Source organism: Catenulispora sp. GAS73 (genome assembly GCF_041262085.1).
In the GTDB taxonomy this organism is placed as follows: Bacteria; Actinomycetota; Actinomycetes; order Streptomycetales; family Catenulisporaceae; genus Catenulispora.
In genome coordinates this window covers 207,338-228,669 of record NZ_JBGCCM010000014.1, presented here as the reverse complement: position 1 = coordinate 228,669, position 21,332 = coordinate 207,338, and the positions used below count along the sequence as shown (strand labels likewise).

The 21,332-nt window shown below is 72.1% G+C and carries 19 protein-coding genes and 1 pseudogene; 10 read left to right on the top strand and 10 right to left on the bottom strand.

Features of this window, described 5'->3' with window-relative positions:
* Nucleotides 1-9: 9 nt before the first annotated feature.
* The 4 genes and pseudogenes from ABH935_RS22570 to zapE form a co-directional block, all read right to left on the bottom strand.
* Nucleotides 10-420: a hypothetical protein gene (locus tag ABH935_RS22570; RefSeq protein ID WP_370379934.1), complete on the bottom strand. Its 411-nt coding sequence runs from the start codon at nt 418-420 to the stop codon at nt 10-12.
* A 58-nt stretch (nt 421-478) separates the two neighbouring features.
* Nucleotides 479-848: pseudogene (locus ABH935_RS22565) on the bottom strand (N-acetyltransferase family protein); the annotation flags it as partial.
* Nucleotides 849-961: 113 nt separating this feature from the next.
* The gene (locus tag ABH935_RS22560; protein WP_370379899.1) at nt 962-1,807 is read right to left on the bottom strand and encodes a polyphosphate kinase 2 family protein; all 846 of its coding nucleotides are present in this window, start codon (nt 1,805-1,807) and stop codon (nt 962-964) included.
* 76 nt (nt 1,808-1,883) lie between these two features.
* Nucleotides 1,884-2,969 carry a cell division protein ZapE gene (gene zapE / locus ABH935_RS22555; RefSeq protein ID WP_370379898.1) on the bottom strand — a complete coding sequence of 362 codons (1,086 nt, stop codon included), beginning with the start codon at nt 2,967-2,969 and terminating at the stop codon, nt 1,884-1,886.
* Between the two features lie 144 nt (nt 2,970-3,113).
* Here zapE and ABH935_RS22550 point away from each other — a divergent pair, with 144 nt between their 5' ends.
* Nucleotides 3,114-3,890 carry a pyrimidine reductase family protein gene (locus ABH935_RS22550; RefSeq protein WP_370379897.1) on the top strand — a complete coding sequence of 259 codons (777 nt, stop codon included), beginning with the start codon at nt 3,114-3,116 and terminating at the stop codon, nt 3,888-3,890.
* Between the two features lie 5 nt (nt 3,891-3,895).
* The gene (gene msrB, locus ABH935_RS22545) at nt 3,896-4,306 is read left to right on the top strand and encodes a peptide-methionine (R)-S-oxide reductase MsrB (RefSeq protein WP_370379896.1); all 411 of its coding nucleotides are present in this window, start codon (nt 3,896-3,898) and stop codon (nt 4,304-4,306) included.
* A gap of 71 nt (nt 4,307-4,377) precedes the next feature.
* Here the strand turns inward: msrB and ABH935_RS22540 are convergent, their stop codons facing one another.
* Together ABH935_RS22540 and ABH935_RS22535 are read right to left on the bottom strand one after the other, a co-directional pair.
* Complete coding sequence (locus ABH935_RS22540; RefSeq protein WP_370379895.1) at nt 4,378-5,193, bottom strand: hypothetical protein; 816 nt, start codon at nt 5,191-5,193, stop codon at nt 4,378-4,380.
* Entirely contained in the window at nt 5,190-7,775 is a 2,586-nt protein-coding gene (locus ABH935_RS22535) for an ATP-binding cassette domain-containing protein (RefSeq protein WP_370379894.1), read from the bottom strand. Before ABH935_RS22535 ends, ABH935_RS22540 begins: the two co-directional genes overlap by 4 nt.
* Before the next feature lie 250 nt (nt 7,776-8,025).
* Between ABH935_RS22535 and ABH935_RS22530 the strand changes: the two genes are divergently transcribed.
* Complete coding sequence (locus ABH935_RS22530) at nt 8,026-8,319, top strand: hypothetical protein (RefSeq protein WP_370379893.1); 294 nt, start codon at nt 8,026-8,028, stop codon at nt 8,317-8,319.
* Between the two features lie 179 nt (nt 8,320-8,498).
* On the opposite strand, the gene ABH935_RS22525 is transcribed toward ABH935_RS22530, so the two are convergent.
* On the bottom strand, nt 8,499-9,284 hold the full coding sequence (locus ABH935_RS22525) for an NUDIX domain-containing protein (protein ID WP_370379892.1): 786 nt from the start codon (nt 9,282-9,284) through the stop codon (nt 8,499-8,501).
* 440 nt (nt 9,285-9,724) lie between these two features.
* Nucleotides 9,725-10,435, bottom strand: a complete 711-nt coding sequence (locus ABH935_RS22520; RefSeq protein ID WP_370379891.1) for a hypothetical protein — start codon at nt 10,433-10,435, stop codon at nt 9,725-9,727.
* Between the two features lie 343 nt (nt 10,436-10,778).
* On the opposite strand from ABH935_RS22520, the gene ABH935_RS22515 reads away from it, so the two are divergent.
* Both ABH935_RS22515 and ABH935_RS22510 read left to right on the top strand, forming a co-directional pair.
* Nucleotides 10,779-11,444 carry a molybdopterin-dependent oxidoreductase gene (locus tag ABH935_RS22515; RefSeq protein WP_370379933.1) on the top strand — a complete coding sequence of 222 codons (666 nt, stop codon included), beginning with the start codon at nt 10,779-10,781 and terminating at the stop codon, nt 11,442-11,444.
* Entirely contained in the window at nt 11,428-12,204 is a 777-nt protein-coding gene (locus ABH935_RS22510; protein ID WP_370379890.1) for a cytochrome b/b6 domain-containing protein, read from the top strand. Before ABH935_RS22515 ends, ABH935_RS22510 begins: the two co-directional genes overlap by 17 nt.
* On the opposite strand, the gene ABH935_RS22505 is transcribed toward ABH935_RS22510, so the two are convergent.
* Nucleotides 12,180-13,217: a hypothetical protein gene (locus ABH935_RS22505; protein ID WP_370379889.1), complete on the bottom strand. Its 1,038-nt coding sequence runs from the start codon at nt 13,215-13,217 to the stop codon at nt 12,180-12,182. The two genes, ABH935_RS22510 and ABH935_RS22505, sit on opposite strands and share 25 nt — an antisense overlap.
* The gene (locus ABH935_RS22500; protein WP_370379888.1) at nt 13,214-15,034 is read right to left on the bottom strand and encodes a DUF4192 domain-containing protein; all 1,821 of its coding nucleotides are present in this window, start codon (nt 15,032-15,034) and stop codon (nt 13,214-13,216) included. Before ABH935_RS22500 ends, ABH935_RS22505 begins: the two co-directional genes overlap by 4 nt.
* 189 nt (nt 15,035-15,223) lie before the next feature.
* Here ABH935_RS22500 and ABH935_RS22495 point away from each other — a divergent pair, with 189 nt between their 5' ends.
* From ABH935_RS22495 to lipA, 5 genes are all read left to right on the top strand, one after another.
* Entirely contained in the window at nt 15,224-15,913 is a 690-nt protein-coding gene (locus tag ABH935_RS22495) for a response regulator transcription factor (RefSeq protein ID WP_015795955.1), read from the top strand.
* Nucleotides 15,910-17,457, top strand: a complete 1,548-nt coding sequence (locus tag ABH935_RS22490; protein WP_370379887.1) for an ATP-binding protein — start codon at nt 15,910-15,912, stop codon at nt 17,455-17,457. Before ABH935_RS22495 ends, ABH935_RS22490 begins: the two co-directional genes overlap by 4 nt.
* Nucleotides 17,458-17,583: 126 nt before the next feature.
* Nucleotides 17,584-19,422, top strand: coding sequence for a trypsin-like peptidase domain-containing protein (locus ABH935_RS22485; RefSeq protein ID WP_370379886.1), 1,839 nt, complete (start codon nt 17,584-17,586; stop codon nt 19,420-19,422).
* Nucleotides 19,423-19,453: 31 nt separating this feature from the next.
* A complete protein-coding gene (gene lipB / locus ABH935_RS22480; RefSeq protein WP_370379885.1) occupies nt 19,454-20,257 on the top strand; it encodes a lipoyl(octanoyl) transferase LipB in 804 nt (267 codons plus the stop codon).
* Nucleotides 20,258-20,324: 67 nt separating this feature from the next.
* Nucleotides 20,325-21,275, top strand: coding sequence for a lipoyl synthase (gene lipA, locus ABH935_RS22475; RefSeq protein WP_370379884.1), 951 nt, complete (start codon nt 20,325-20,327; stop codon nt 21,273-21,275).
* The last annotated feature ends 57 nt before the right edge of the window (nt 21,276-21,332 follow it).

Genomic DNA, 21,332 nt, shown 5'->3' with positions numbered 1-21,332 from the left:
TCGGACAGGTCACGGCCGCGTCCCGGCTCGGGCCCGTTGGGCCGCCGGGCCGCGGCCGGCGGCGACGGCACACAGCAGCGCGGCGGTCGCGGTGGCAATCGGCCCGGCGTGCATGGTCGAGCCGAGGGCGTCGAGGCATTGGAACGCCGCCACCACCGCGGATGCGGCCAGCGCGGTCGCCGCCGCCAGCGACAGCCACGCCAGCCGGACCGCCGGCACCGTCAGCCGCAGCGACGACAGGACGATCAGACCGGCGCTCAGCCACCGCACCACGTGCAGGCAGTCCAGGTTGTGGCGGGCCGGCCAGGGGACGGCCAGCGACGCGAGAGTCAGCGCCGCGAACCCGAGGGTGGCCAGCGTGTTGGCCCGAGAACGGTCGGTACCGGGCTGCGCCGCCGTGACCATGGCACCCATGGTCACGCATATCATCGGATGAAACAAGGGCCTTGATAAAGCCCGGAAGATCAATCGAACTTCTGATGATCTGAAAACCGATCGACTGCCACAGGTGCACGGCCCGGGCGTTGCTCTCCACGACGGCGTTGAACTGCATCCCCTGATAGCCCTGCTCGCGAGCCCACTTCAGGGAGTACTCACCGAGCGCCCGACCGACGCCCCGACCCGCGGCCGCCGGATCCACCCATCTTGGCGGTGCCGAGGACCGTGCCGGCGTCGTCGACCGCGACCACGGTCAGCCCCGGCGGTCGCTCCATCCAGAGCGCGCGGCCCTCCTCCTCGGAGGGCTCGTAGGGGTAGACGTAGGTCTCCCCCTCGGCGCAGATGGTGCGGAAGAAGGGCCAGATGTGCAGCCAGTCCTCAGCGGTGGCTTCGCGGATGTGCACGGTCATGGCGCGACGATAGCGGCCGGTCAGCTGGCCCCGGTCTGGACCCGGTCCGGCCCCCGCCGGCAGAACCGCCGACCCGAAAGGGGCGTTGAGGGTGTGTTCGAATATTTCGAATATCAGGAAGCGAGCACGCGCTTCTTCTCCTCGTCGACGTCGTAGCCGGCCGGCGGCCACTTCGGGTCCAACCGCTCCAGCGTCTCGACGAGCAGGTTGGTGATCGCGAAGTTCCGGTACCACTTGCGGTCGGCGGGGATCACGTACCAGGGCGCGGTCTCCGTCGAGGTCAGGTTCAGCGCGGCCTGGTAGGCCTCGGCGTAGGCCGGCCACAGCTTGCGCTCGGCGACGTCGTTGGTGCTGTACTTCCACAGCTTCGTGGGGTCGTCCAGGCGGGCCAGCAGGCGTTCCTTCTGCGTGTCGCGGCTGATGTGCAGGAAGCACTTGACCACGGTCGTGCCCTGGTCGGCGAGTTCCTGTTCGAACTCGTTGATCAGGCCGTAGCGCAGCTCCCACTGCTCGCGCGGGACCAGGTCGCGGACCCGGACGATGAGGACGTCCTCATAGTGGCTGCGGTCGAAGACGCCGACCATGCCGGGCGCCGGCAGAGCCTTGCGGATGCGCCACAGGAAGTCGTGGGACAGCTCCTCCTCGGTCGGGGCCTTGAAGGAGGAGATGCGCAGGCCGCCGGGATCCATCACGCCGGCCACGTGCTTGACCGTGCCGCCCTTGCCCGAGGTGTCCATGCCCTGCAACACCAGCAGGAGGCTCTGGCGGGCCGGCTCGACGCCGCCCCGGGACTGCGCGAACAGCCGCTCCTGCAGGTCGGCCAGGCGCGCGGCGAGTTTCGGCAGCTTCTGGAGCGCCTCGGATTTCGAGTCGACGCCGGGGTGCGCGTCGGAGGGCAGCTTGCTCAGCTTGACCGGGGAATCGGGGGCCCGCAGCAGGTGCGTGAAAGACTTCGCCATGAAGGAAGACTGCCATCCGGGTTAACAGTTCGCATGCCATGGCGTCCGTTCCGGGACTGGGAACGGTGCCTGAGAACTACGCTCCCGCGCCGACGGCGGCTTCCTCGGCGGCGGCGAGCGCCACGCCGTCCCGGGCCAGGGCGGTGATCCGGGAGATCGCGCGCAGGTACTTCTTGCGGTATCCGCCGCGCAACAGCTCCGGGGTGAACAGCTCGCCGAGCGGCGTGCCGGAGGCGACGACCGGGACCTTGCGGTCGTAGAGCCGGTCTATCAGCACCACCAGGCGCAGGGCGACGTTCTGGTCGTCGAGCGGCCGCACGCCGGTGAGCCCGACCGCGCTGACGCCGTCGATCAGGGCGCCGTAGCGGCTGGGGTGGACCGCGGCCAGCTCGCCGGTCAGGCCCTCGAAGGTGTCGAGCGTGGCGCCGGAGTGCTGCTCAACGGTGCGCGCCACCGTGTCCTCGGCGACCGGGGCCGGCGGCGTGGGCAGATCGCGGTGGCGGTAGTCGGGGCCATCGACGCGCAGCACCTCGAAGCGCGCGGACAGCGCCTGGATCTCGCGCAGGAAGTCGGCGGCGGCGAAGCGGCCCTCGCCGAGCTTGTCCGGCAGCGTGTTGGAGGTCGCGGCCAGCTTCACGCCGCGGTCGGACAGGCGGGTGAGCAGCGTGGAGACCAGGACGGTGTCGCCGGGGTCGTCGAGCTCGAATTCGTCGATGCAGACCAGCGCGAAGTCCGACAGGCGCTCCACCGCGGCGGCGAAGCCGAGGGCCCCGACCAGACTCGTGTACTCGACGAAGGTGCCGTAGGCCTTCTTCTCGCGCGGGGCCGGGGACTCGTGCCAGAGCGAGGCCAGCAAGTGGGTCTTGCCGACTCCGAAGCCGCCGTCGAGGTAGACGCCGATCGCCCCGGGGGCGGGAGCCTTCTTGAACAGCCCGCCGCTCTTCTTCGGGGCCACACCGACGGTCGCGGCGAAGGCCTGGAGCCGGTCGCGCGCCGCGCTCTGGCTCGGCTCGGCCGGGTTCGGCACGTAGCTGGAGAAGCGCACCTGGTCGAACCGCGGCGGCGGGACCAGGTCGGCTATCAGCCGGTCCGCGCCGACCTCGGGGCGGCGGCCGACGAGGGTCGCAGCGGGCGCGGAGACTATCGGAGCAGACGTCGGCACTCTTCCAATGTCGCAGGCCGGAGCGGGTGTCCAGACCCATTCAGGGGGTGTAATTGATCACATGTGAAGCGAGTCACAAATCCTTGTGCGGCGGGTGGATGAGCAGCGCGTGTCAGAAGTCGCCCAGTGTGATTCGCTGGTCCCATGTATCAGCTGTTGCCACCGTCGAACCGCAGCCGCCAGGTCGATCTGGCCGAGGTCTACGCCTACCCCACCGGGGCTCGGCGCTGGGTGCGGGCGAACATGGTCGCCACCGTCGACGGGGCCGCCACCGCCTCCGGCAAGTCCGAGGGCATCTCCGGCGAGGCGGACAAGCGCATCTTCGGTGTGTTACGCGCGCTGGCGGACGTGGTGCTGGTCGGGGCCGGGACGGTGCGCACCGAGCAGTACCGCCCGGCGCGGGTACGTGAGCAGTACCAGGAGGCGCGGGCGGCGGCGGGGCAGGCCCCGACCGCGGCCGTCGCCGTGGTGTCCCGTGCGTTGGACCTGGACTGGTCGATGCCGCTGTTCACCTCCCCGGCGGTCCCGACGATCGTGCTCACCACGACCGACGCCCCGCAGGACCGCATCGACGCCGCGAGCGAGGCCGGCGCGGACGTGATCGCCGCCGGCACCGGCGACGTCGACCTGGCCCTGGCCGTGGACCGGCTCGCCGAGCGCGGCCTGGGCCGCATCCTGTGCGAGGGCGGACCGCACCTGCTGGGCCAGCTGGCCGCCTCCGGGAAGCTCGACGAGCTGTGCCTGTCCATCGCGCCGCAGCTGCGCGGCGGGGACTCGATGCGGATCCTGGCCGGCCCGGATCTTACGGACGGGTTACCGCTGATACTGCACAGCCTCCTGACGGAAGACGGATTCCTCTTCAGCCGTTATCTAGTCGGGGGAACACACAGTTCCGTCGATGGGCCCGGTAAGGAAGGGTGAGTCACATGGTCGAGAAGGTGGAGAGGTCCGAGGCGGAGTGGCGGTCGTTGCTGACGCCGATGGAGTTCGCGGTGCTGCGCGAGGCCGGTACGGAGCGTCCGTGGAGCGGGGAGTACGTGTCCACGCACACGGAGGGGACGTACCACTGTCGCGCCTGTGACGCGCCCTTGTTCCGGTCGCAGGCGAAGTACGACTCGCACTGCGGCTGGCCGTCGTTCTACGAGCCCGGCGAGGGCGACGCGGTCACGCTGCTCCAGGACCGGAGCCACGGGATGGTGCGCACCGAGGTGCGGTGCGCGGCGTGCGGGTCGCACCTGGGGCACGTGTTCGACGACGGGCCGGCCGCGCACGGCGGTCAGCGGTACTGCATCAACTCGGTGTCCTTGAAATTGGACGAGGAGGAGAACGCTTCCTGAGCGTCTCCCGCCACTAGCGCTGCGCTGTTCCCAGCGCAGCGCCTGTTTCCCGCGCAGCGGAATCGCTCGCCTCAGTCGCCCCGCTGCCACCTCGCGGCACCGGCGCCGACCGCGAGCAGGGCCACCGCCGCGAGCAGGGCGGTGGCCGCGAGCGAGGTCGGTGGGATCGGGTGCATGCCCGACTTCAGCGGCGGCCACGCGGTCAGCACGCGCGGATTGAGCAGCGAGGACAGCACGGGGGTGGTGCGCAGGGACTGCTCGGCGTCGGTCAGAACCTTGGCGACGCTGGGCAGACCGGTCAGCATGCGGCCGGCGGCCAACGGCACCGCGAGTGCGACGACCGCCACAGCCACCGCGACCGACGCGCGGTACCAGGCGGTCAGCCACCCGACAGCCAGCCCGAACAGCCCGGCGGCCGTCGCCGCCGCGGCCGCCGGCGCCACGCCCTGCAGCACGGGATCGGCGGCGGCGCCGTCGGGGATCAGAGTGCGGTCGCCGGCATAGGCCCACGCCAACGCCAGGGCGTAGCCGAGCGCCGCGGACAGCGCGACCAGCGCACCACTCAAGGCGGACAGGAGCGCGGTGAGCGTGGTCTTGGCGACCGTCAGCCAGGCCCGCCGGGGCACCACGGCGAGGGTCACGTAGCGCATGGCGTAGTGCCGCTCATGCCCCGACGCAGCGGCACCGAGCACAACCGCGGCGGCGAGCGCGGGCAGCGTCCCCGCCAACCGCAGCAACGCCACGACCCGCTCCGAGGCCCCCGCCGACACCGCCAGTGCCGCCGCCACGCCGAACGCGGCGGCCGCCACAGCGGCACCTCCGGGGACCCGTCGCGTAGCCCGCAGGCTCCCGAGACGGCGCAGCTCATAACGGAACGCGGCGATCATGCGGACGTTTCCTGCTCTGCCGGGGCCGCCTCAGCGACCGACGCTTGCTGCTGGTTCTGATGCGCCGCCCGCGCGGCGGCGGCCCGCCACGGGGTCATGCCGTCGCTGCCGCCGTCCGGCTGGGACGAGGGCGACGCCACGGTGAAGGGGACGGCGGGCTGGGGCTGTGCAGGGGCGGGCGCGGGGGTGTGCGCCGGGGCTGCTGAGGTGGCGGCGGCGCTGGACGGCGCAGACGCGACGACAGCCGCAACGGGCTCGGGAGACGTAGGCGCCACAGGACGCTGCGACCGGCCGCGTCCCCAACGGAGTCCGAACGCACCGGCGCGGCGGTGCGTCGGACGCGGGGTTTGCGGAGACTTAGTTGGTGTGCGCGGCTCGGGACTCGGCACCGCGCTTTGGGTAACGGCCGACACGCTCGGCTGATCCTCCGCAACAGCACCCTGCGGCTCCGACACAGTGCCCTGCTGATCTGCGCTGTTGGCCGGATCTTGCGACGACTGCGCGCTGACGCTCTTCGCCTCGGCAGCCGATGCCAGATTGCTCGCCGAACCCTGGCCACCGACAACAGTCGGCGCCTTGCTCGGCCGCACCTGCGAACCCTTCACAGCCGACCACCGCGAGCCGGCGACCGACCCCTGGGTGCGCCACGAACCGGCCGCACTCGACTTGACGCCATCAGCCCGCACGGCCGCCGAATCAGCACTCGCAGCCGCGCGCACACCGCTCGCCGCCTCGCCTGCCGCCACCTGCCCCGGCTGCACGGCGGCGACCCCGCCGACCTGCTCAGCCGAGCGCCACTCGCCAACACTCGCCGCGCTCTCGGGCGCTGCCACCGGTGCCTGTTGCTCGGCCGCAACCTGCTTGCCTGCCGCAGACTCGCGCGGCCCGGCCACCGAGCCGTGAACATGAGCCCGCTCCGCCTGCCGCTCAGCCAGAGCCTGCACACCGACGCCCGCCGCAGCTTCCCGCACTGCCGCCGGCTCCTGCTGCTCAGCCGCAACCTGCGGGCCCGCTGCCTGCCGCTCAGCCTGCGCACCGACGCCCGCCGCCGGCGCCTCGCGCACTGCGACCGGCTCCTGCTTCTCAGCCACAACCGGCAGGCCCGCTGCCTGCCGCTCGGCCAGGGCCTGCGCACCAACGCCCGCCCCAGCCTCCCGCACTGCCACCGGCCCCTGCTTCTCGGCCACAACCTGCAGGCCCGCTGCCTGCCGCTCACTCAGGACCTGCGCACCGACGCCCGCCGCCGCCTCCCGCACTGCCACCGGTTCCTGCTTCTCGGCCACAACCTGCAGGCCCGCTGCCTGCCGCTCAGCCTGCGCACCGACGCCCGCCGCCGCCGCCTCCTCGCGTACTGCCACCGGCTCCTGCTTCTCCGCCACAACCTGCGCACCTGCCGCAGACTCGCGCGTCACCAAGCCCCGCGCACCAGCCTGCCGCTCGACCGGGGCCGGCGCTCCGACGCCCGCCGCCGCCTCCCGCCCAGCACTCGTCCCCTGCGAAGCCTGCGCCATCACCTCCGCCAGCGCCGCTCCACCGCCGCCGCCACCGCCGGCAGCCTCGGCGCTCGCCTCCGCCGCGGCCTCGATGACCTCGGCCTCCTCGATCTCGTCGGCGACGAGGCGGACGCCGGAGTGCCAGATGGTGTCGGTGCGGTTGAGGCCTGGGAGGAGTTCCTTTTGGCGGGGGACGGGGCGGAGGCCGAAGACGTCGTCGTCGTGGCCGATCTCGCAGAGTTCGTGGAGGCAGACGCCGGCTACGTGGGCGACTTCGCCGATGCGGGCTCGGTCGAGGCCTCGGACTTGGAGGGCGCCGGGGCCGGCGGGGGCCAGGCGGGCGCCTTCGGCTTCGAGGGCGGCGGCCAGGCGGGCCGCTTGAGGGCTGCGGACTTGGACGACGGTGGCTCGGCGTTCGTCGAAGACCTCGGCGGCGGAGCGGCTGGCGATGACGCGGCTGATGCCGTCCTGCTCGTCGCGGCGGAGGACGACCACGTGGTCGGCGGTGCCGGAGAGGGTGTCGGGGTCGGTGGCGGCCACCAGGACGGTGCGGCCCTGGGCCGCGTAGGCGCGGATCAGGGCGTGGAACCAGGACATGCCGTGGGTGTCGAGGGCGTGCGGTTCGTCCAGGATCAGCGCCGCCGGGTCGCCGAGCAGGGCGGCGGCGATGGCCAGGCGCTGGCGCTGGCCGGGGTCGAGGCGGCCGCAGCGGACGGTGGCCTGCGTGGACAGGCCCGCGACTTCGAGCACTTCCGCGATGCGGGGCTTCGGCACGCCGCCGCCGGCCGCGTAGAGCTGCAGGTGGGCCTGGACGGTGCGCCCCGGGTGGACGGCGTCGGGGTTCAGGGCCAGGCCGACCTCGCGGACCGCCGGGCGCAGGGCGCGGTAGGGCCGCCCGCCGAACAGGGTGCGGCCGCCTCCGGGTTCGAGTTCGACCATCAGGCGCAGGACCGTGGATTTTCCGGTTCCGGGCGCTCCGAGCAGGGCCGTCACCTGGCCCGGATAGACGTCGAACGACACCCCCTGGACAGGGCCGCCGTCCGCGCCGCGCGACCGGCGGGTGCTGGTCAGCTCGATCGCCTCGATCACCGCGACTCCTCTTGCTCCGGGCCCTCCGCTGTCGCGCGGCACCGGCTGTTCGGCGCCGGTGTCCACCGATTGATCACCGTCCGCGACATCGCTGTCCGCTACGGTAGCCGTGATCACTCACGGGACCGGGGGAAATCACCGTGAAGAGTGATGAAGTGTCGCAGCCGACTGCCTATCGCCGGCTTCTGGACAACCCCGCTCCGGCGTGCGCACCATGAGAGGACCCCCCACTCGCGAGGAGGTCTGCGCCATGGCCCTCGCCCCCGCCGTCCCCCTTTCCGCCGCCATCGCCGAACACCTGGCCGCGACCGAAGGCGAACACGGCCTGTACGCCGAGATCGTCGCCGCCGACCCGCGCCTGACCTTCGCCGTCGAGACGCTGATCCGCGAACACGCCGACCTCCGGCGTGCCATGCAGCGCGATATCGCGGGCATGAGCGAGAAGCAGCTGGCCGAGCTGACCCGGCGCCTGGACCGCCACTGCCAGCGCGGGAACGACCTGGTCTACGAGGCCTACAGCGTGGACATCGGCGGGGAGACCTGACCGCCCGCACGCACGCAGCGTGAGGCCGGTCGTTCAGTCTCCTTAGTCGTTCAATCAGTCCAGTGGATCAGCAACCGCAAGCACTCAGCCGAACGCAGCCGTTCAACGACCGTTCGAACGAGCCGCCGGAATCGCCGGAATCGGCGGAATCGGCGGCTCGACCAACCGTTCCGGCCTGCTCAGTCCACTGACGGCCGCAGCATCGGCGGGTTCAGCAGCGTCGCGCTGCCCCGCCGGAACAGCTGTGCCGGCCGGCCGCCCTGCCGCGAGGTGGTACCGCCGGTCGGCACCAGGAAGCCCTGCGTGCCGGTCACCTTCCGATGGAAGTTGCGCGGGTCGAGCTGCACGCCCCACACCGCCTCGTAGACGTTGCGCAGCTCCCCCACCGTGAACTCCGGCGGGCAGAACGCCGCGGCCAGCGACGAGTACTCGATCTTCGACCGCGCCCGCTCGACCCCGTCGGCCAGGATCCGCGCGTGGTCGAAGGCCAGGCCCTCCGATCCGGGCAATGCCGCGACCGGCAGCCACTCGGCGGCACGCGCGTCGCCCCCGGCTGCCGGGAACGGCCCCTCGGACCCCTCCTGCAGCGAGGTCAACGGCGCCAGCGCCAGGTACGCCACCGACACCACTCGCATCCTCGGGTCCCGGTCCGGGGTGCCGTAGCTGGCCAGCTGCTCCAGGTGCACGCCGTGATCGGGCACGCCCTGCGAGTCCTGCCCGGCCACCTCCAGCCCCAGCCCGGTCTCCTCGGCCAGCTCCCGCACCGCGGCGTCGCCGAGGCTCTCGTCCGGCTTCACGAACCCGCCGGGCAGCGCCCAGCAGTCCGCGAACGGCGGCTCGCCCCGTCGCACGGCCAGCACGCTCAGCCCCTGCTCGGCGACGGTCAGCACGACCAGATCGACGGTCACCGCGAACGGCGGGTAGTCGGTCGGGTCGTAGGCCGGGTCGGCGAGGTCCTGTGGCATTCGTTCATCGTAGCGTGATGTCGTCAGGGTGACGAGAACTGGGCTCGGCCGAGCTGATCACGGCAGGTGAGCACCGGCATCAATCCCAGGACCACGCAGCGCCGACGGCGTAGGATCGCCCTATGGCGAATGAGGATCCTGAGTGGATCACCATACTGGCATACGAGAACCTGCCGGGTTGCCCGGCACCGCGGCGCGCCATCGCCGATTGACTGCTCGACCACGGCATCGACTGGCTCCCGTTCGACCCCGCGGACGTCCGCGTCGACCTGTACTGCGGACGACGCCCCGACGGCCACTGGCACGGCAAGTTCCAGATCCAATTCCGCGCAGACCACCTGCGACACCTCGGGCTGCACCCCGAGCAGCCCTGGTCACGCATCACCGGACCGGAGCGCCCGGGCTGGTGGCGCGCCGAAGCACTGCGCCACATGATCGGCTCACCCAAGCACCGTCGCGGCTAACCGCCGCGGGGTCATGCCCGTGCCGGTGAAGAGCCACGACGCGATCTCGACCTCGGTGACGCGAAGCCGGATCGGCGCCACCCGGCGACGCTCCGCGACCCAGCGGATCAGACGGTGCGGGTCCCGAATCGCGGCCGCGAAGTGCACCAGGTTCAGGTACCAGATCTCACGATGGAACTCCTTCTCCAGCCACGCGTCCGGCCCGAGCGCCTGTGCGTAGGCGGCCGAGAGCCGGTCCGCGGCCTCGTCGACGGGCCTCGCGCACGCCATCACCGACAGCCGGGTCAGCGTCAGACCGGTGACCTCGAAGGTCAGGGGCCGGACCCCGACCGACGCCGCACGCAGGGCGTCGGCATAGCGGGCGACGCTGGGATCGTCGTCCTCGACGTCGTCACGCGGGTACTCCAGCGCGCGCATAGTCAGGTGCGAGTTGCCCACGGCGCCGGTCAGCCAGTGACCGTCGCCGGCGACCGCCACGGCTTCGCAGGTCAGCGTCTCCACCGACGCCGCCGCCCGGGAGTCCGGACGGAGCAGCGCGGACACGCCCCACCGCCGATCGCCCTCGGCCGGCACCACCTGGATCCCGTACGAGCCGGTGGCCAACGCCTCCGCACCTTCGGCGAAGAGCCGATCGAAGGTGGCACCGTCGGTCCCGCGCAGCAGCGGTTCTCTCGCCGGTTCACTCACTCAGTGCTCTCCTGTGCTCTCCCGTGTTCTCCCACGCGAGGAGGCTCGCGGGGGTTGAGAGGGAAGACACCTGACCGTCTTCGCTCGGTTGCAGACCCGGGTCGACGTGCGACGCACTGAATGCGGCCGTGGATTCCCGCATAACGCGGGAGCGCGACTTATTACGAACCAAAGAACCTCCTGCTGAATGCTGGTGCCGCACGACCTGCGGTGATCTGATGGGTTTGTGGCAGAGGCATTGGACGCTTCCCGCAGCGACGTCGACGGGGGTGTCGGTGCCGGCGGGCGCGGCGACGGGCCTGGCCGGCCGGACCGGGAAGGGCGGCCGGTCGGGCGACGGGTCGTGGTCGGCGTGATGGGGCTGGGCACCCTGGGGGTGCTCGGCGGTTCCGCCGTACAGCGGTTCCTGGCCGATGTGGCGCAGCACGACCCGACCGGGCTGTCGAATCTGCTCCCCCTGGGCAACCAGTTCCGCATCTACACCGTGACCGGGAGCGTTCCGACCCCGGATCCGACTACCTACCGGCTGTCCGTCTCCGGCCTGGTGGACCACCCTCAGCAGTACTCACTCACCGATCTGGCGGCGCTGCCGCAGACCGACATGGTGCGGGACTTCCAGTGCGTCACCGGCTGGCGCGTCCCGAACGTGCCGTGGAGCGGGGTGCGGTTGCGGGACATGCTCGCCCTGGCCGGGGTACAGAGTTCCGCGAAGGCGTTGCGCTTCGTCTCCTTCGACGGGACCTACACCGAGTCGTTGACGCTGGACCAGGCCCAGAACCCGGACATGCTGGTGGCGCTGAAGATGCTCGGCGGACCGGTCAGCCACGAACACGGCGGGCCGGTGCGCCTCTACGCGGCGCCGATGTACGGGTACAAGAGCATCAAGTGGCTCTCGGAGATCCAGGTGGTGGACGCGGTCCGCCCCGGCTACTGGGAGGGCTACGGCTATGACGTGGACGCCTGGGTCGGGAAGTCGAACGGGAGGAACGGCGATGTCCCGACCGGCTGAGGCCGGCCGCGTCCGGCGCAGGATCGAGCGGTTCACGCGGGCCGAGCGCTGGGTGCACCGCGTGACGGCCACACTGATGCTGACACTGATCGCGACCGGGGCTGTGCTGTATCTGCCTTCGTTGTCGGTCTGGATCGGGCACCGCCCGGCGGTGGCGCTGATCCACCTGTACTCCGGGTTCGCCCTCCCGATCCCCATGGCGGCCGGGCTGTTCTCTCGTGCGTATCGGGCAGACGTGCGGCGGCTGAGCCGGCACACCGACGTCGACCGCGAGTGGCTCCGCAATCGCGCCTGGCGCGAGGACCGGGCCCGGGACCTGACGCTTCCGGTCGGCAAGTTCAACGCCGGCCAGAAGCTGAACGCGTCCTTCCAGTGCGGCGCGATCCTGGTGATGGCCGGGACCGGAACCCTGATGTGGTTCCCGCACCTGGTGGGAGTGTCGGCCCGGACCGGCGCGACGTTCGTGCACGACTGGCTGGCGCTGGCGATCGGGTTCGTGGTGATCGGCCACGTGTGGTTCGCGCTGAACGACCGGCAGGCCCGGATCGGGATGCGGACCGGCTGGGTGACGCGCGGCTGGGCGGAACGGGAGCATCCGGCCTGGGCGGCCGAGGTGGCGGCGGAGGAGGGGTCCGGAGACGGTACCCCGGGCTCCGACGCCCCGAGTGAGGCGGAGGACCGCGCGGCCCGCGGTGAGGCGGGCACGCGCGATCGGGTGGAGGGCCGCGCCGTTCATCAGGCGCGAGCCTGGGACAGGTAGTCGACCGCCGCCGCGCACGGAGTACGCCGGTTGGTGACGACCACGTCCATGGCGTCCCTGGCCGGGTGCATACGCGCCAGCATGTAGCGGTCCGTGCCGGCCGGATAGTCCCCACGCTGACAGGGCACCGCCGACGGATCGGCCGCGGCCATGACCCGCCCGGAAGTCGGCACATGGTTCGCCGTGCCGTCGGGGATGTCAGTGCTCTGCCTGACCGTCCCCAGCATCTGCTTGGTGTTGGCCGGTGCCGAGAACGGGATGAGTGGACCGGGGACGACCCGCGACCGGGCGCCGCGCACGGCTGCGAGGCCGTCCGTGGTCCGGTCGGCGGACCCGCCGCCGAGCTGCGACCAGCCGCTGGGGCCGGAACCATCCGAACCACCCGAACCACCCGAACCGCCCGAGCCGTCCAGGCCGGTCGAGTCGGCGGGGTCGGCAGGGGTCTGCGACTCCGGGGCGGCGGGGTCGGCGGCGCGGGGGCTGGTGTGCGACACCCGGTAGGCCGCGATCTCACCCCGCGTGCCGTCCGGCAGGACCACCGGGCGCGGGTGGAACGCGTACCCCGGGTCGGCCGCCTCGGCCGGCTCGGCGAGCCAGGGCACGGAGTGGCCGTCGTGATGCATGGCCAGGAGGTGACCCCACAGCCCGACGTCGGCCGGGCGGTCCGGGGCGGTGAGCGTCCAGCCGCTGGCCGTCCAGCCCTGGAGCGTCACGGCGCCGGGGCCGGGAAGGACCTGGCCGTGCTCGCCGTGCCGGATGTGGTGCCGGGCATGCGGCGCCCCGGCCGCGTCGGCGGACGACGCCACGCCGAACGCCTGGCTCGGCAGCAACGGCACGGCAAGCGCCGCCATCGCGACGGCGAAACCCGAGGTGCGGCGGGCCCGGGAGGAAGTCCCACCCGGCCGAACCATGGCGTGTGCCGCTCGGCGACGAACGTCGGCGAGAGCCCGGGGAAGGAGCGGCTGCGGCTGCTGGGCCGGGGCCGGCGGGGCGACTTGCTCTATGCGGTTCATGGTGACTCCAGTTCGGTTTCGGTTTTTGTGCGGACTTTCTTGGTGGAGCGAGGAGAAGGAATCGGGGCCGGAGTGTCAGGCACACCGGGGTCGGCGGCGGCCTCGTCGAACATCTCGCGCCGCGTGTTGGCGGCGGACTCGCGCACGCCCTCGCCGTCGATGGCGTGGTGCAGGCCGGCGCGGATCAGCGAGGCGAACTTGTACTCGGGATCGATGGCCAGCGCCCGGTCCACCGCGCACTGCGCGATGGCGGGCCGGCCGATCGCCCACGCCGCCCACGCGGCCAGTGCGTAGGGGGCGAGGCGAAGATCGGGGTGCGGCGCGCGCCGGGCCAGCTCCGCGCCCAGCCGCAGCAGCCGTCCGGCGGAGTCCACGGTCGCGGCGGCGCACGCCAGGTAGTCGCGCACCCGCCAGTTGAGCAGGGCGACCAGCAGCTCGGCGGTCTCAGCGTCGCTGATGACCGGCGGCACGAGCAGCGAGCCGGGTGGCTCGGCGAGCACCGGGCCCTCGGACGCGCCGGCGCCGGCCGGGACACGGTTGGTGACGCGGCGGGACGTGCGCGCGGCCGAGATGACCGCGCCGGCGGACTGCGGAGCGCTGCCGTTGACGTGTGGCGCGGCCTGCTCGGCGGCATCGGCATCGGCAGCGGCAGCGGCAGCGGCAGCGACAGAACCGTCAGCCGAACCGGAGTCCGTCTCGGAGGACTGCGATCCGGAGTGCTCGGTGGACAACGCGGCGGTCGCGCTGCCGGACAGGCCGCGACGACCGGCTCGGGGACCCTCGGGACGTACCGAGCGCGGCGCGGGTTCGTCCGAGTCCGCGCCGCAGCGGGTCAACAGCACGTCCATCAGGCGGCGGGCGTCGGCCAGGCCGGCGTCGGTGTCGTACCAGGTGGGGTCCAGCTGCTCGACGGCGGCGGAGGTGCGGGCCAGGACCTCCGGCGGGTACGGGTCCAGGGTCGCGTCGAGCGCCTCGCGGCTGGCGTAGACGGTGTGGCCGCGGGCGGCGAACGCACCGGCCAGGGCGGCCGGCGCCTCGGCGGGGACGACGGTCCCGGCCGACGGGCAGCAGCGGTTGTTGCGGCACATGTAGGACCACCAGCGGCCGTTCGCCGTGTAGAGCGCGTCGACCACGGTGACCCGCTCCTCGCTGGCCGCCGCCTCCAGCTGGGCCCGGAACGCGGCCATCAGCTTGCGGCAGTGGTCGGGCCGGGCCTTGGAGCCGGCGGCGCCGCGCGGGCCGAACGCGATCAGGATGGCGATGTCCGCGTTCTGATCGCGCAGCCGCGCCGCGAGTTCCAGCGCGGTGCTCCGTTCGTGTCCGCGGACCAGGTCCAGATCGATGCGGACCCCGTGCCGGATGAAGCTGCCGCCTTCGGCCGAATGGCTGACGCCGAGGACGACCAGGCTGTTCTCCGGGTGGAAGCCGAACAGGAACGGGATCGAGGCGACCACCGAGCCCGGGGAGGCCAGCCGGACGGTGCCGACCGGGGCCGCGGGATCGGCCGCACCGGCGTGGCCGCTTGGTCCGGCATCCGGGTCGTCGCCTCCACCGGCAGCCGCACCCGGCGCCGCACCGGCAGCACCCGCAGCACCGGCAGCACCGGCAGCACTGGCGGCACCGCCGGACGCCCCGCCGGGCACACCGGCTCCGGCCTGGCCCGGAATCCCGCCGTGCGCACCGCGCGAACGGGACGGGGCCGGCGTACCGGCGGCGGCTCCGGCGGCCCCGGCTGCGGCGCCGCCGGTATCGGGGCCGCCGGACGGGAGGCCGTCGGCGGCGACGGCTCCGGGGGCGGTGGTGAGGTCGTGATCCATGACCGCTACTGTGCCGATTCCCGGGCACGGAGCGCGACCAAGACATGACCGACTGTGGATAAACCCGGGTTGTGGATAACCGGTATCCCTCTAACGGTCTAATCCGCACGCTCGGCGGCGCACCGATCGCCGGGAAAAACATCCGCGTGATCTCAGCGTCTTCTCAACCGGGCGGGGCAGAATGCGGCCATGCACATCCTCGTGGTGGACGACGACCAGGCGGTCCGGGACTCGCTGCGCCGCTCGCTGGCCTTCAACGGCTACGAGGTCGAGCTGGCGGCCGACGGACTGGCGGCGCTGGAGGCGATCGCGAAGCGGCGGCCGGACGCCGTCGTGCTCGACGTCATGATGCCCAGGCTGGACGGCCTGGAGACCTGCCGCCGGCTGCGCTCGGCCGGCGAGGACCTGCCGGTCCTGCTGCTCACCGCGCGCGACGCCGTCCCGGACCGGGTCGCGGGCCTGGACGCCGGCGCCGACGACTACCTCCCCAAGCCCTTCGCGCTGGAGGAGCTGCTGGCCCGGCTGCGCGCGCTGCTTCGCCGCACCCAGGGCAGCCTGGCCGACCAGTCGGACGCCCCGCTGGCCTTCGCCGACCTCACCCTGGACCCGGCCACCCGCGAGGTGACCCGGGCCGGCAAGCCGGTGCGCCTGACCCGCACCGAGTTCAACCTGCTGGAGCTGCTGATGCGGCACCCCCGGCAGGTGCTGACCCGCGCCCAGATCCTGGAGGAGGTCTGGGGCTACGACTTCCCGACCACCGCCAACTCCCTTGAGGTCTACGTCGGCTACCTGCGCCGCAAGACCGAGGCGGACGAGCTGCCCCGCCTGATCCACACGGTCCGCGGAGTGGGGTATTCCCTGCGTGAGACGGCCCCGTGAACCCATTCATCCCCGCCGACCAACTGGAGTCCGAGGAGCGCCCGGGACCTTACGAACGACTGCGCGCCAAGATCACGGTCATGATGTCGCACGTCCCGCTGCGCACCCGCATCACCGCGCTGGTGATGGTCGCGGTGGGGCTGAGCGTCGCGCTGGCCTCGATCGCGGCCTGGGTGACGGTGCGGAACCAGATCCTGAACCAGATGGACAGCAGCCTGTACCAGAAGGCCCAGAGCGCCAGGACCCTGGTCAACGCGCACGTCGCGGTGGGGCTGCTCGACCCGACCGTGTACGTCGTCTACGACGGCGGCGGCACCCCCACTGGCCAGTCGAATCTGCCTCCCCAAGTGGTCCAGGACGACATCAAGTTCTCGAACGCGGACCTGGAGGTCGCCCAGCACACCCGCGACGACCACTACTCGACGCTGGTCATCGACGGGGTCCGCTACCGGGCGCTGAGCGTGCCGATCACCACCGTCGAGACCGCGCTGCAGCCGCCGACCGAGCGGACCGCCGTCCTGGTCGCGGAGTCCATGGCGGACACCCAGCAGACCCTCGGCCGGCTCAGCCTGGTCTCCATCCTCGTCGGCATCGCCGGCATCGCGGTGGCCGGCAGCGCCGGCATCACCGTGGGCCGGGCCGGGCTGCGCCCCGTGGACCGGCTCACCGAGGCCACCGAGTACGTGGCCAGGACCGGCGACCTGCGGCCGATCGAGGTCCAGGGCACCGACGAGCTGGCCCGGCTGGCCACCAGCTTCAACAGCATGCTGACCGCGCTGGCCCGCTCCCAGGAACACCAAAGACGCCTGATCGCCGACGCCGGCCACGAGCTGCGCACGCCGCTGACCTCGATGCGCACCAACATCGACCTGCTCTCCCAGGTCTTCGGCGCCGCGTCGAACCACCCGGCACCGGGTTCGAGCCGGGCGCCGGGTGTGAACCGAGTACAGATCAGTGACGCGGACCGCGCGGAACTCATCGGCGACGTGCAGGCCCAGATGGAGGAGCTGTCCGTCCTGGTCGGCGACCTGGTCGAGCTCTCCCGTGACACGAAGCCGCAGACCGCGCCGGAGCCGGTGAACCTGAGCGACGTGGTGCGGCAGGCCGTGGACCGGGTCCGCAGACGCGCCCCGCACCTGAAGTTCGACATCCAGCTCCAGCCCTGGTACCTCGACGGCGATCCGGCGGCCCTGGAGCGCGCGGTGACGAACCTGCTGGACAACGCCGCCAAGTGGAGCCCGGAGAACGGGACCGTCACCGTGCGGCTCGCCGACGGGCTGCTCCAGGTCGCGGACCAGGGCCCGGGCATCGCTGAAGAGGACCTGCCGCACGTCTTCGAGCGCTTCTACCGCTCCACCGAGGCGCGCACCATGCCGGGCTCCGGCCTGGGCCTGGCCATCGTGCGGCAGGCCGCTGAGAACCACGGCGGCCGGGTCGCGGCGGCGCGGGCACCGAGCGGCGGAGCCCTGCTCGGGTTCTGGCTGCCGGGGCAGCCGACCGAGGAGGACAGTCCCCAGAACAGCGGTAGGGCAGCGAACGCTTAGCGCATAAGGTCGATAAACAACAGGTCCCGTACCTGTGGAAACACAGGGGATCCGGGCCCTTCTTTTTCGGTCACCTCTTGCCCGGGTCTCAGCAGCATTTAAGGTGAACAGGCGAAGCTCCTCCTCATGAACGAACCCTCGAGCAACGCAGGCGGCAGCGGCGGCCTGGGCGACAACGGCGCCAACGAAGCGGCGCAGCAGGACGTGCGTGAGAGCTTCGGAGCCAACCCCGCCGCGTCGGGCGGCTCGGGGGCCCAGGACCCCCAGGCGGGCCCGGCCCAGCAGGACGCGGTCCCCCCGACCGTGGCCTCGCAGCCGGCCCCGCAGGCCGCCCCCGCGGACAACCCGACGCTGATCCAGCCGGCCGCCGACGGACCGGACCAGACGCTGATCCAGCCCGCCGTCCCGGCGACGCCGGACCCGGCGGCCGGCGGCTACCAGGCCCAGGCTCAGGCGCAGTCCGGCCCGATCGGCCCCGGCCCGCAGGCGCCGCCGACGGCGCCGACCGCGCAGACCGCGGGCCAGCCGCAGCCCGGCGCCGCCTTCGGCCCGGCCGCCCAGGCGCACGAGGCCCAGCAGTCCGGCGTCGGCGCGCACCTCGGTCCCGGGCCCACTCCCCCGCCGAACTGGGCCGCGCCCTCGGACGGCACGGCCTTCCCCCCGTACACGCCCCCCGGCGCCGCCCCGCAGCGCACCGCGCTCAGCGGCGGCAAGATGCTCGTCGCCGTGGCCCTGATCGCCGGCCTGATCGGCGGCGGCATCGGCACCGCGGTCACCTACGCGGCCAAGGACAACAACAGCTCCTCCTCCAGCGCCGCGGCCAGCACGCGGTCCCCGCTGAACACCAACAACACCGCGCTGAGCACCCCCGGCAGCGTCACCCAGGTCGCCGCGTCGGTCATGCCGAGCGTGGTCGACATCCAGGTCAGCACCGCCAACGGCAGCGGTGACGAGGGCACGGGCATCATCTACAGCTCCGACGGCCTGATCGTCACCAACAACCACGTGATCGCGGCGGCCAACACCTCCAGCCAGAGCAACAGCAACTCCAACGGCAACAACGGCGGAACTGGCGGGACCGGCGGCAGCAGCGGCGGCAACGGCAACCCGTTCGGCGGCGGGACCGGCGGGACCGGTGGCAACGGCAACAACTCCACCAGCGGCCCGGCGACCATCACCGTCACGTTCAACGACGGCCGCACCGCCAGCGCGCACATCGTCGGCACCGAGACGCTGGCCGACCTCGCGGTGATCAAGGTCGACGGCGTCTCCGGCCTGACCAAGGCCTCCTTCGCCGACTCCAAGAACCTGGCCGTGGGCCAGCAGGTGGTGGCGATCGGCTCGCCCCTCGGCCTGACCAGCACCGTCACCTCCGGCATCGTCAGCGCCCTGAACCGCCCGGTGGAGACCCAGGCCGAGGACGGCAGCACCGTGGTCCTGGACGCCGTCCAGACCGACGCCGCGATCAACCCCGGCAACTCCGGCGGCCCGCTGGTCGACATGCAGGGCAACGTGATCGGCATCAACTCCGCCATCGCCTCCAACACTCAGAACTCCGGTGGCCTGGGCGGCAGCGGCGGCCAGGCCGGCTCCATCGGCCTGGGCTTCGCGATCCCGATCTCCGAGGCGCTGCCCATCGTGGACGCTCTGGCCCAGGGCAAGCCCGCGCAGATCGCCTCGCTGGGTGTGGCGCAGAACGGCCAGAGCGACACCACCACCCGCACCGCGGGCGGCTACAAGGTCCAGCAGGTCACCTCCGGCGCCCCGGCCGACAAGGCGGGCCTGAAGGCCGGCGACGTGATAACCAAGATCGGCGACCGGCTGGTGTACTCCTACCAGGACGTGGCGGCCGCGGTGCGCTCGCACCGGCCGGGCGACGTCGTCCCCATCACCTACACCCGCGGCGGCTCCTCGACGACGGTCAACGTCACGCTCGGGGTTCTGGCGACGCAGCCGGCCCAGTAGAGCCGGTAATAAGCAGGCGTACCCTTGAGGGGTGTCTGAAGAACGTATCTCGGTCCTCCGCGCCGGTTTCGGCGCGGAGGCCGTTCCGTATCTGGCCGCGTGGGACCTCCAGCGCGAGATCCACGCCCGACGGGTCGCCGACGAGATCGCCGACACCCTGATCCTGCTGGAGCACCCCGCGGTGTTCACGGCAGGCCGCCGCACCGCCCCCGCGGAGCGGCCCACCGACGGCACCCCGGTCATCGACGTCGACCGCGGCGGCCGCATCACCTTCCACGGCCCCGGCCAGCTCGTCGGCTACCCGATCCTGCGGCTGCCGGAGGCGATGGACGTGGTCGGCCACGTCCGCCGGCTCGAAGAGGCGATGATCCGGGCCTGCGCCGAGCTGGGCCTGGAGACCACCCGGATCCACGGCCGCAGCGGCGTGTGGATCCTGGGCGAGCAGATCGAGCGCGAGGACCTGGGCGGCCTGAAGCTGCAGCTGAAGACGGTCGGCGCGCCGGTGGACGAGGACGAGGAGTTCGACCCGCGGCTGGCCGGCCCGGAGTACGCGCCGTCCAACGCCGGGCAGCGCCGGGCCGACCGCAAGCTGGCGCAGATCGGCGTGCGCGTCGCCAAGGGCGTGACCATGCACGGCTTCTCGATGAACTGCGATGTGGACCTGGCCTGGTTCGACAAGATCATCCCCTGCGGGATCCGGAACGCCGGGGTCACCTCGCTGTCCGCCGAGCTGGGCCGGGACGTCACGGTCGAGGAGGTCGCGCCGCTGGTCGCGCGGCATCTCGACGACGTGGTTTCCGAGGCGTTCGGGCTCGTCGGCGCCGTCAAGGAATAGCCTGCGGGCCACGTAGGCTGGCAATCACAGGAAAAAGCAGTACCACTTTCTTGCAAGGAGACTCGAAGTGACGGCCGTCACCCCAGAACCCGAAGGCCGCAAGCTGCTCCGGCTTGAGGTCCGCAACAGCGCCGTCCCCATCGAGAAGAAACCCAGCTGGATCAAGACCCGCGCCAAGATGGGCCCGGAGTACACCGGCCTGAAGAGCCTGGTGCGCAGCGAGGGCCTGCACACGGTGTGCGAGGAAGCCGGCTGTCCGAACATCTATGAGTGCTGGGAGGACCGGGAGGCCACCTTCCTCATCGGTGGCGACCAGTGCACCCGGCGCTGCGACTTCTGCCAGATCGACACCGGCAAGCCCAAGGCGTACGACACCGACGAGCCGCGCCGCGTGGCCGAGTCGGTGCAGACCATGGGCCTGAAGTACGCCACCGTCACCGGCGTGGCCCGCGACGACCTCGCGGACGAGGGCGCCTGGCTGTACGCCGAGACCGTCCGCCAGATCCACGCGATGCTGCCCGGCTGCGGCGTGGAGCTGCTGATCCCGGACTTCCACGCCAAGCCCGAGCACCTGGCCGAGGTCTTCGGCAGCCGTCCGGAGGTGCTGGCGCACAACATCGAGACCGTGCCGCGCATCTTCAAGGAGATCCGCCCCGGCTTCCGCTACGAGCGCTCGCTGGACGTCATCCGCCAGGCCCGCGACTTCGGCCTGGTCACCAAGTCCAACCTGATCCTGGGCATGGGCGAGGAGCGCGAGGAGATCTCGCAGGCGCTGGCCGACCTGCGCGAGGCCGGCTGCGACCTGGTGACCATCACCCAGTACCTGCGGCCCTCGCCGCGACACCACCCGGTGATGCGCTGGGTGAAGCCCGAGGAGTTCGTGGAGCTCGCCGAGGAGGCCCGCGAGATGGGCTTCGGCGTCATGTCCGGCCCGCTGGTGCGCTCGTCGTACCGCGCCGGGCGGCTGTACAAGGAGGCCGTCGAGGCGCGCGAGGCGGCGGCCGGGGTTCCGGCGTGACGTTCGCCGCATCGGCCGGCGCAGCCGCGCTGGTTTCGTCCGCTGGATATCAAGTGG

Excerpts from the sequence above, each read along its gene's own strand:
- ABH935_RS22560 (WP_370379899.1), bottom strand. The coding sequence starts at position 1,807 with ATGGCGAAGTCTTTCACGCACCTGCTGCGGGCCCCCGATTCCCCGGTC.
- ABH935_RS22550 (WP_370379897.1), top strand. The coding sequence starts at position 3,114 with ATGTATCAGCTGTTGCCACCGTCGAACCGCAGCCGCCAGGTCGATCTG.
- msrB (WP_370379896.1), top strand. The coding sequence starts at position 3,896 with ATGGTCGAGAAGGTGGAGAGGTCCGAGGCGGAGTGGCGGTCGTTGCTG.
- ABH935_RS22540 (WP_370379895.1), bottom strand. The coding sequence starts at position 5,193 with ATGATCGCCGCGTTCCGTTATGAGCTGCGCCGTCTCGGGAGCCTGCGG.
- ABH935_RS22530 (WP_370379893.1), top strand. The coding sequence starts at position 8,026 with ATGGCCCTCGCCCCCGCCGTCCCCCTTTCCGCCGCCATCGCCGAACAC.
- ABH935_RS22525 (WP_370379892.1), bottom strand. The coding sequence starts at position 9,284 with ATGCCACAGGACCTCGCCGACCCGGCCTACGACCCGACCGACTACCCG.
- ABH935_RS22510 (WP_370379890.1), top strand. The coding sequence starts at position 11,428 with ATGTCCCGACCGGCTGAGGCCGGCCGCGTCCGGCGCAGGATCGAGCGG.
- ABH935_RS22505 (WP_370379889.1), bottom strand. The coding sequence starts at position 13,217 with ATGAACCGCATAGAGCAAGTCGCCCCGCCGGCCCCGGCCCAGCAGCCG.
- ABH935_RS22500 (WP_370379888.1), bottom strand. The coding sequence starts at position 15,034 with ATGGATCACGACCTCACCACCGCCCCCGGAGCCGTCGCCGCCGACGGC.
- ABH935_RS22495 (WP_015795955.1), top strand. The coding sequence starts at position 15,224 with ATGCACATCCTCGTGGTGGACGACGACCAGGCGGTCCGGGACTCGCTG.
- ABH935_RS22485 (WP_370379886.1), top strand. The coding sequence starts at position 17,584 with ATGAACGAACCCTCGAGCAACGCAGGCGGCAGCGGCGGCCTGGGCGAC.